This window comes from Bacillus sp. MN7755, assembly GCF_054771475.1.
Genome location: NZ_BTRL01000025.1, coordinates 209,680 through 219,422, shown reverse-complemented (window position 1 = coordinate 219,422; position 9,743 = coordinate 209,680). Strand labels below are relative to the sequence as shown.

Sequence of the window (9,743 nt, the reverse complement as noted above, 5' to 3'; positions counted from 1 at the left end):
ATTCCGATGAATGTGGCATTCAGGAAAAAATTCGGTTCCATTCAAATACGTATGCCTAAAAACTTGAGAAATAAAAAAATCTCCTACATTGAGATTGTACCGAAGCAAAAAGGTCGGTTCTTTGAGGTGCATTATACATATGAAATGCACGTTTCTCAAATGAAGAAACAATTCACGACTACTAGTAACGCTTTGAGTTGCGATTTAGGTGTAGACAGATTAGTAAGTTGCGCAACCAATACAGGTGATGCATTTTTAATTGATGGGAAAAAACTAAAATCCATTAACCAATACTTCAACAAAATGATACGTAATCTACAACAGAAAAATATAGAAAATGGACTTTCAAAACGCGTTGTAACGAATAAAATGGCTGCACTTTGGCATAAACGAGAACAACAAATAAACGGTTACATTTCACAAACAGTAGGCCTGTTGTTTAAAAAAGTGAAAGAATTCGATATAGATACTATTGTTGTAGGGTATAACACAGGTTGGAAACAAAAATCTGATATGGGAAAAAAGAATAATCAAAAGTTTGTTCAAATCCCATTTCATAAACTGATTGCAGCAATTGAGAATAAATGTGTAAAAGAAGGCATCCGATTTTTAAAACAAGAAGAAAGCTATACTTCAAAAGCTAGTTTTCTTGATAAAGATCCGGTTCCAGTTTGGTCTAAGGATGGTAAAACTCATTATTGCTTTAGTGGAAAACGACTCACGCGTGGTCTGTACCAAAGTAAAGCAGGAACATGTATCCATGCTGATATTAATGGTGCATTGAATACATTGCAAAAATCAAGAGTTGTAGAATTGGATGACAATCTCACAGTGAAAACGCCAATTCTATTAGAAGTGCAAAAACGTAAGGCTGTTGCTTCGTGCATAGCTTAGTGGGTGTGTCAACCATCCATGTGTACTCGACTTGTCGGGGCTTGTAGCACACGCCGGATTCATCTGAGGGGTGGCTTCTTCTACAAGGAAGAATTGCTCTTTTTCGAAAGGGTGGTGCAAGTGGGAAAACGATAGTTCGTTGCCAGTACCAACCAAAAACATACTTGGGGTGTTACCATAAGGTGGCATGAATGCTAGAGCGTCAACCTGTCTAGCGATAGACGAAAAGACCTAGCGTTCAAACTCAAGCCCCCACTGAAATGTTTCATCTCAGTGGGGGTAGTTGACGGGGAAGAGAATGATGATAAAGCTCTTGAATTAATAAGAGAAGTTGTTAAGTTGAATCCTTCTTCATACTTTCCTTATAACATCTTAGGGGAAATTTACATGAAACAAAAAAAGTGGGAAGAAGCGAAAGAAGCATTAAAAAAATCTATTTCGATTCAACCATCCAATGAAGCATATCACAATGTTGCTGTATTGCTGTAGCTCATTATAATCTTGGAGAGCTGGAAGAAGCTTCGGAATTTTTCTTGCGTATAAATGAAGTTATACGGGAATCTATCGAAGCGAAAACATCAGAAATAGAAGATGTTCAGAATGAAGAAGTAGAAGAGAACTGGACAGAAAACGATAAGAAAGAGTTAATTGAGGAATATACAGAAGAGAATAATTGTTATAAAACAATGATAGAACGTATCAAATCTGGATATGTTCCAGGGTTAGAATTTGAAACTGATTATATAGGGGCTTGCTATTTATTTGGTTGTAAAAGACATAAGCATCTTGAATATGAAAAATAAAAAGATTCGACTGTCAAATATGATGGTCGAATCTTTTTCGTTATAGGTCGCTTGTATTACATAGGTATATATCCTCTTTAGAGGACCCTTTTTTAATATTTAAAATATGTAGTGAAATAAAACCAATAAGTCCTATTCCACCGAAAATAAGCCATGGTGTATACATTCCGTTTAGGTTGGATGTAAAAGATGTACCGGTATAATTACCGATGATAAAACCAAATGCGAGTGATAGTTGATAAAATCCGAAGTAAGTAGCTGTATATGATTCGTTACTGTAATTTGCAATAGCGATATCAGCGTTAGGCAATACGAGTGTTTCACCGATTGTAAATAAAATTACACAAATAAATAGCCAATATGGGTGTTGAAATAAAGGAATGAGTAAAAAGGAAATACTCATTAATAAAACGCCGTATTTAATAATGGAAAGTGTGTTGTATTTGTGAAATAGTTTTCGGAATAATACCATAAATACGACGCCTGTTATTGCATTTATCGTAATAACTAGTGTAGCAAGCTGATTGCTATTACTAATGTTTTTCATATGAAGTGGAAGTGCGACAGTAAGCTGAGTAAACATAATATAGAAGAAGATCATGATAAATGAAAACAGAATGAAAGACTTGTTTTGTAAGATAGCCTGTATTCCTAATGTAATAGACGTGTGTTCAGTAGTGACCTGGAAGTGATTTTTAAGTAAGTAAAAGATAAAAGCGAATAACAGCATAAGAGATCCTGTTAGAGAGAAAGCATAGATTGGATCAAGTAAAAGTAAGAACCCTCCTGCAATTGGTCCAATTATTGCACCGCAATTAAAACTAAGGTTTAAATATGTAAATAAATTTTTTCTCATATGAGCTGGTTGTGAGCCGAATATGGCGCGAGCAGCAGGTTCGTAAAATGCAGTTCCGAAGCCAATAAGTGCAGAGGAAATAGAAATTGTATAGAAATCAGAACATATTCCTAAAGCGATAAATCCGATTCCTCTTAAAAATAATCCGGCTATCATCATAATGATATAGCCTATTTTGTCAGCAATTAATCCTGAGAATAAAGGGATAACTCGTGATGTGATTGTCATAACCGTCAACACTGTTCCTACTTGAATAGCTGAAAAATGGAGAAAGGTTAATAGATAAATAGCTAAAAATGCGTATACTGCAAAATACCCAAAAGACATAAAAAATGAAGAAATAAGCATGAAACGTATCGGTATTGAGAAACTTTTCATAGAACTCCTCCTAATTTTGTAACCGGTAAAATTAATTGATGGTTAACGATTTTATATTATAATTATACATAAAGTCAGAAAAAAGTAAATTTTAAGAAGAAGGTGAATGGAATTGAATCAGAACGCACCACATGAATTAGAATATATTCGGGAATTTTTAAATACATGGAAAATACCAAACGATACGAGAGAGCCAATTGATTTGATACAAACAGAAGGGGATATAAAGAAATTTATGAAAAAATATTTTCATGAAGAGTTCCCTTTTCATACGATAGAGGAATTAAAAAGTTTTCGAGAAGATATTCGGATGACGATTGAAGGTGAAGGATCGTTGCAAAAATGGTTAGAGAAATACCCATTTCATGTACATATAAAGGAACATATGAAAGGTATTACATATGAACCAGTATACGAAGAGAATGTGTATACAAAAATATTAAGCATTGTGTTTATCTCGATTCAAGAAAATTGGTGGGGAAGGTTAAAAGCATGTCCAGATTGTCGCTGGGTATTTTATGATCATTCGCGTAATGGAAGTAAAAGATGGTGCGGTATGTATGCTGGAGAAGAAGGAGGAAGAGCGTGCGGTACAATTGCAAAAGTAAAAAACTACCGAGCGAAGAGAAAAGGGAGATCGGGTTATGATGTGTAATTAATATTAGGGGAAGAAAATAGGATGGGGGAATGAAGGGTATGGAAAGTACACAAATGTTAGCTTTAAATAAAAAGTGTTGGGATACAGTTGCACCTTATTTTTTCAAGTGGATTGTTTACCGAAATATGGTCCGTATACAGCGTCTGAAGATGAGATTCATTTGTTCGATTCAATCAGAAATAAAAAGGTTCTTGATATAGGGTGTGGAAGTGGTCATTCGTTGCAATATATGGCAGAACATGGGGCAGAGGAAGTATGGGGTCTTGATCTTTCAAGTGAACAAATTAAAACAGCGAATGAAACGTTAAAGTGTTGGAATCCAAAGTTAGTATGCGGAGCAATGGAAGAGGAAGGAGATATTCCGAAAGGGTATTTTGATATTGTATATTCCATTTATGCATTAGGTTGGACTTCGGATTTAAGAAAAACGTTGGAATTGATTTATTCGTATGTAAAGCCAGGAGGAAGTTTTATTTTTAGCTGGGAGCATCCCGTATATTCAAACTTACAGTATGGTACAGAAGAAGTTACTATAAAGTCTTCTTATCATGAGGAAACGCCTATTACGTTTGAAACATTTAAAGGGGAAAATGTACAAGCAACGTTATATAAAAGAAAAATGAGTACATACATAAATGAGTTACATAGAGTTGGTTTTACAATTGAGAGGATTGAAGAGCCTGAACCAGCTAGCTCATTTGCTGAAGAATTAGCGGAGCCTTCTACGAAGTATTATTCTTTATATAAAGCTAGAATGGTGCCGACTACTTTTATTGTGAAGGCAAGGAAATGAAAAATACAGCGTACGCTTTTTTCGGCGTACGCTGTATTTTGTTAAAGGTTAGTACTTATCTTTTCGGCTGAAAAATATGTTGAAAGAAGTATTTATGATGTAAGTTATCTACAATTTTATTTGCTTGATATGTGCGGTGTTGCTCGAGTCGAAGTCTTTGCTCCATCATTTTGATTGCGTGATCAGATAAACGTAACATAATACATATCTCCTTTTCTATAAATATAGGTGACTATTTGGTATCGTTCCCATATTTATAACTAAGGAGGCAAAATGTGTAGCATAGGCAAAAAGCACCTTCCTCTCCCATTACGCTTACGAGGTTAGCTGTCGGACTCGGGAAGTGAGAGTTCCCTACTTAAAAAAGATTCGCCCCAAGTAGCATAGCTACAAAAGTGGTTCCCCCGCTCCAAAATTTGGACTCAGCAAAAGGTATTATAAAGTAAAAGATAACATAAATAAATCAATGAGTCAAACTATTTCATGTTTTCTGTCTTTTTAATTGTGTAAGAATCATACGATCGGTAATTTTTATATCGGTTACTTCAAGGAAGCCGTGTTTTTTATATAATGCAATAGCAGGGGTATTTGCTTTACCTGTTTGTACAATATATGTCGTGGAAGAAGGAAACATGTTAAAAATATAAATTAGGAGTTTCGTTGCGATTCCTTTTTGAAAAAAATCGGGCGATACAACTAATCTGTGGATATCAATGAGCTGTTCTTCTTGCATAAAAGAAATAAAGCCGACAAGTTTGTTTTCAGAAAAATATCCATAGAATGTTTCACCGCAATTTTGAATATCGTTTACAGTATCATATAAACGGGGGATTGCAGTACTGTTTAAATAGTTTGCTTCAATTTTATAAGCCGGAATTTGAACTTGTAAAATAGATGCTGCTACTTCACAAGAAGTGGCATTTAACTTAAGAATCATAGATAATGAAGCCTCCTTTGAATATGGTATATTAATATAATTGATTTTTGGGTAAGTTTGACAATGATTTTCTTTTTTGCATATAATATATGTATCTCCTTACATATATTACTCTTCCGTTTCTTTCTATAGTAGAATATGGTTAGTGTAAATGAATTTGTAATCTTAAATAAGAGTTTTGCTACTCTTGTATTTGAGCATACAGACTATAATAGAAATGGAGGACTAAAGATGGGATGGATTATCACATTAATAGTTGGTGCTATTATAGGTGCAATTGCTAGTTCTATAACGGGTAAAAATTTTCCGGGTGGTATATTTGGAAATATTATCGCAGGTTTATTAGGTGCTTCGTTAGGCAGTAGATTATTTGGATCTTTTGGGCCATCATTTGGTGGGATTCATGTTGTGCCAGCATTATTAGGAGCAATCGTGTTAATTTTTATTGTATCATTTGTAGTGAAAGCTGCAAGGAAATAAATATAGATTATGATGAAAAGCCCTGAATAAGGGCTTTTCATCATTCGAAGAGGTGGTTTAGTTGGAGAAAATAAATATAAGAAAAAGGGACAAGCTGAAACAGTTTTTTAGAGAACACAATTATTTAGCAGTGCTACTTGGATTTGCATTATTGTTCATTAATATTTTATTGCTAACAAAAATTTCTTTTGTGTTTACTCCGTTTATCGTCTTTTTAAAAACAATTTTCTTCCCGGTATTATTAGCGGGCGTACTATTTTATATTTTGCATCCATTCGTTTCACTCCTTGAAAAGAAAGGTGTTTCAAGAATCGTATCGATAGCCTCGATATACTTAATCGTAATTGGATTATTTGTGTTCTTAGTTTTAACGGTTATTCCTATTATTAAAGATCAAATTGATGCATTAATAGATAACTTACCGTATTTCGGTCATGAAATCGAACGAGCAGCACGTAGATTTGGAGAAAGTAATTTACTGAGCAAAATTCAGGAGAATTTAAATATTGATGTAGCGAGTATGGTAAAAGACTACACAGTTGATTTTACGAAGTCATTATCATCAGTAACAGGAAATGTAACTGGATTTTTAAGCACTGTTACAGAAGTGGTTTTAACGTTTGTAATGGTTCCGTTTATATTGTTCTATCTTTTAAAAGATGGTGAGCAATTGCCGAATCATTTCTTAAAGTTCATTTCAGAGCAAAGACAACCGGCAGCAATGAGAATACTAGATGATATGCATTATGCGATTAGTTCGTATATTAGAGGACAAATTATCGTTAGTTTGTTTATCGGTATTATGTTATTAATTGGTTACCTTATTATCGGTATTAAATATGCAGTACTGCTTGCTATTTTAGCGATGATTGTAAATATCGTTCCGTATGTAGGACCAATCATTGCAATTACACCAGCGTTAATTATCGCATTTATTGATTCGCCAGGGATGGTTTTAAAGGTAATTATTGTAATGATGGTTGTACAATTAGCAGAAGGTAAATTTATTTCTCCGCAAGTCATGGGGAAAAAGCTAGATATTCATCCGATTACAATCATATTTATTATTTTAACTGCCGGAAATTTATTTGGAATTATGGGGATTATTTTAGCGATCCCAGGATATGCGATATTAAAAGTGTTAGTTACGCATGGTTATAGATTTGTTAAGTTGAATACGTGAAAAAAGAGCTAAAACAGTATTATCTGTTTTAGCTCTTTTTTATTAACAATTGATGTGCATATTGGCGTGCCCATTGATCCGCTTCTAATATAGCATCTAGAGAAGGGTCGTTTACGTTATGATGAGCTTCAACTGTATTGTAAATTGTTTTTTCGATATCGAAAAATGCAATTTCATTTTTAAGAAATAGTGCATTTGCAATTTCGTTCGCTGCATTTAATACGGCTGGAGTTGTACCGCCAATTTTGCCACATTCAAATGCGTATTGTAGACAGGGGAACTTCTCTAAATTTGGTTTTTCAAAATGCAAACTACCAATTTCTAATAAATTTAATTTTTCATAAGAAGAAGGTAGCCGATTAGGGTAGTGAAACGCATATTGAATCGGCATCCTCATATCAGGAGCACCGAGCTGTGCCATAACTGATCCATCAATAAACTCTACTAAAGAATGAATAATACTTTCTTTATGAATCATTACATCAATTTTTTCATAAGGAATATCAAATAGCCATCTTGCTTCCATTACTTCGAATCCTTTATTCATTAATGTGGCAGAATCAATCGTTAGTTTTGCCCCCATTAACCAGTTTGGATGTTTTAAAGCATCTTTTGCTTGTAAAGTTTTCATTTCTTCACGTGTTTTATCACGGAATGCACCGCCAGAAGCTGTAACAATTAATTTGTCTATTTCTTTATTATTTTCTCCGTTTAAACATTGGAAAATAGCTGAATGCTCACTATCGACTGGAATTAAACGACATCCGTTTTGTTTCGCCAGTTCAGTTACGATATGTCCAGCTGCAACTAACGTTTCTTTATTAGCGATGGCAATATCTTTCTTCGCCTTTAATGCTTCAATCGTTGGAAGTAGTCCGGAAACACCGACAACAGAACTTAATACAAGATTTGAATCAGGATGAGTAGCTACCGCAATTAAGCCGTCCGTTCCATATGTGATTTTTGTGTTGGTTGAAATACGCGTACGAAGCATGTCTGCTAATTCTTTTGTCGCGACGCTTACAATACGAGGTTGAAACGTTTTGATTTGTTGCTCAAGAAGATCGATATTATAATTTGCGGTTAAACCGATGATTTTAAAATGTTCAGGATGAGTTGAAACAACATCTAATGCAGATGTGCCGATGGATCCTGTTGAACCTAAAATGGATATATATTTTACCATGAAAAAACCTCCAAAGTTGTTTCGAGTATTTCTGCAAACCTATATATTATTAGACAATTGAAGTGGAAATTCCTGCTATATAAAATAGAAAATTCGGGTTTGTTTGGAAGTGAAATGTGATAAACTGTAAAAAATAAGCAAAAGCAATGAAAGAGAAGAGTACATATTCGAAACTTTTCAGAGAGCTGATGTGTGGTGGAAATCAGTAAGGGATGAATATGGAATGGGCTCTGGAGCTTCTAACTGAAATGAGTAGGTAAAGACGGTTGCTTCACGTTAAGAAGTTGAAGTGAGCTATAATGATAGCTAATTAAGGTGGTACCGCGGGAGTCTCTCGTCCTTTTTTAAGGATGAGGGGCTCCTTTTATTTTGAGAAAGGAGGAGTTAGAATGAGTGAAAAAATAATGTTAACAGGGATTAAGCCGACAGGTTATCCGCATTTAGGAAATTATATTGGTGCGATTAAACCGGCATTGCAAATGTCAAAAAATAATAAAGGAAAAGCATTGTACTTTATAGCTGATTATCATGCGTTAAATGCTGTGCATGATCCAAGTCAGTTTAGTAGTTATACGAAAGAGGTAGCTGCTACTTGGTTATCGCTTGGACTTGGAGAAGATGTTATTTTTTACCGACAAACAGAAGTGCCGGAGATTTTAGAATTGGCTTGGATATTAGCGTGCCTAACTCCGAAAGGGCTTATGAACCGTGCTCATGCGTATAAAGCGAAAGTAGAGCAAAATAAAGAGGCAGGGTTAGAGGTCGATGCTGGAGTGAATATGGGGTTATATACGTATCCGATTCTAATGGCGGCTGACATATTACTATTTCAAGCTACTCATGTGCCAGTCGGGAAAGACCAAATTCAGCATATTGAAATTGCGCGTGATATTGCCACGTATTTTAACCATACATTCGGCATGACATTTACACTTCCAGAGTATGTCATACAAGAAGAAGGAGCAATATTACCTGGTCTTGATGGAAGAAAGATGAGTAAAAGTTATGGGAATGTGATCCCATTATTTGCAGAGCAAGAAAAACTACGGAAATTAATATTTAAAATCAAAACAGATTCATCACTTCCAAATGAACCGAAAGAACTAGAAACGTTATTTACGATATATAAAGAATTTGCAACAGAAGATGAAATTCAGTCATTACGTGAAAAATATGAGACTGGAATCGGATGGGGCGATGTGAAAAAAGAGTTATTCCGCGTTGTAGATCGTGAGTTAGCAGCACCTCGGGAGAAATATGCAATGTATATACAGGAGCCAAATTTATTATATGAAGCGCTAGAAAAAGGTGCTGAACGAGCAAGAGAAATCGCGAAGGTAAATTTAGCGGAAATTAAAAAACGGATTGGATTTGAGAGGGGACGTTAAGTGTTCCCTTGTTTTTTCTATATGAATTTTAATTATTTTATTCGTTATATCCACTTGTAAAATGAGGAATTCGCATCTTTTTTCGAAGTTTATTAATTGCACATTTTAAAAAGTATGTTAATATAGGGATACTTATTAAACGTGTTTAATAAGTATAATTAATTCCACTTATTAAAGTCGTTTAATA

General features: G+C 34.5%; 9 protein-coding genes, 2 pseudogenes, 1 riboswitch and 1 other annotated feature. Of the genes and pseudogenes, 7 read left to right on the top strand and 4 right to left on the bottom strand.

Going from position 1 to position 9,743, the window contains the following annotated elements; all coding sequences use genetic code 11:
• Together ACYVEC_RS25350 and ACYVEC_RS25345 are read left to right on the top strand one after the other, a co-directional pair.
• Nucleotides 1–894, top strand: an 894-nt coding sequence (locus ACYVEC_RS25350) for an RNA-guided endonuclease InsQ/TnpB family protein (protein ID WP_460508923.1), incomplete at its 5' end; no start/stop codon positions are given.
• Nucleotides 895–1,149: 255 nt separating this feature from the next.
• Nucleotides 1,150–1,697: pseudogene (locus ACYVEC_RS25345) on the top strand (tetratricopeptide repeat protein).
• 40 nt (nucleotides 1,698–1,737) lie between these two features.
• Here ACYVEC_RS25345 and ACYVEC_RS25340 read toward each other — a convergent pair.
• A complete protein-coding gene (locus ACYVEC_RS25340) occupies nucleotides 1,738–2,931 on the bottom strand; it encodes an MDR family MFS transporter (protein WP_063220896.1) in 1,194 nt (397 codons plus the stop codon).
• A 112-nt stretch (nucleotides 2,932–3,043) separates the two neighbouring features.
• Here ACYVEC_RS25340 and ACYVEC_RS25335 point away from each other — a divergent pair, with 112 nt between their 5' ends.
• Together ACYVEC_RS25335 and ACYVEC_RS25330 are read left to right on the top strand one after the other, a co-directional pair.
• Nucleotides 3,044–3,586, top strand: coding sequence for a CGNR zinc finger domain-containing protein (locus ACYVEC_RS25335; protein ID WP_063220990.1), 543 nt, complete (start codon nucleotides 3,044–3,046; stop codon nucleotides 3,584–3,586).
• A 41-nt stretch (nucleotides 3,587–3,627) separates the two neighbouring features.
• Nucleotides 3,628–4,382 (top strand): annotated as a pseudogene (locus ACYVEC_RS25330) (class I SAM-dependent methyltransferase).
• Between the two features lie 55 nt (nucleotides 4,383–4,437).
• Here the strand turns inward: ACYVEC_RS25330 and ACYVEC_RS25325 are convergent.
• The gene (locus ACYVEC_RS25325) at nucleotides 4,438–4,581 is read right to left on the bottom strand and encodes a hypothetical protein (RefSeq protein WP_000945244.1); all 144 of its coding nucleotides are present in this window, start codon (nucleotides 4,579–4,581) and stop codon (nucleotides 4,438–4,440) included.
• Between the two features lie 97 nt (nucleotides 4,582–4,678).
• Nucleotides 4,679–4,820: riboswitch (cyclic di-AMP (ydaO/yuaA leader) on the bottom strand.
• A gap of 43 nt (nucleotides 4,821–4,863) precedes the next feature.
• Nucleotides 4,864–5,319, bottom strand: a complete 456-nt coding sequence (locus ACYVEC_RS25320) for a GNAT family N-acetyltransferase (protein ID WP_063220898.1) — start codon at nucleotides 5,317–5,319, stop codon at nucleotides 4,864–4,866.
• A gap of 231 nt (nucleotides 5,320–5,550) precedes the next feature.
• On the opposite strand from ACYVEC_RS25320, the gene ACYVEC_RS25315 reads away from it, so the two are divergent.
• Nucleotides 5,551–5,799: a GlsB/YeaQ/YmgE family stress response membrane protein gene (locus ACYVEC_RS25315; RefSeq protein ID WP_063220899.1), complete on the top strand. Its 249-nt coding sequence runs from the start codon at nucleotides 5,551–5,553 to the stop codon at nucleotides 5,797–5,799.
• Between the two features lie 61 nt (nucleotides 5,800–5,860).
• Complete coding sequence (locus tag ACYVEC_RS25310) at nucleotides 5,861–6,982, top strand: AI-2E family transporter (RefSeq protein ID WP_063220900.1); 1,122 nt, start codon at nucleotides 5,861–5,863, stop codon at nucleotides 6,980–6,982.
• Between the two features lie 28 nt (nucleotides 6,983–7,010).
• Here the strand turns inward: ACYVEC_RS25310 and ACYVEC_RS25305 are convergent, their stop codons facing one another.
• Nucleotides 7,011–8,168, bottom strand: coding sequence for a 1-deoxy-D-xylulose-5-phosphate reductoisomerase (locus ACYVEC_RS25305; protein ID WP_063220901.1), 1,158 nt, complete (start codon nucleotides 8,166–8,168; stop codon nucleotides 7,011–7,013).
• Nucleotides 8,169–8,305: 137 nt separating this feature from the next.
• Nucleotides 8,306–8,513 (top strand) — a binding site (T-box leader).
• A gap of 5 nt (nucleotides 8,514–8,518) precedes the next feature.
• On the opposite strand from ACYVEC_RS25305, the gene ACYVEC_RS25300 reads away from it, so the two are divergent.
• Nucleotides 8,519–9,556, top strand: coding sequence for a tryptophan--tRNA ligase (locus ACYVEC_RS25300; RefSeq protein WP_142332741.1), 1,038 nt, complete (start codon nucleotides 8,519–8,521; stop codon nucleotides 9,554–9,556).
• Nucleotides 9,557–9,743 lie beyond the last annotated feature (187 nt).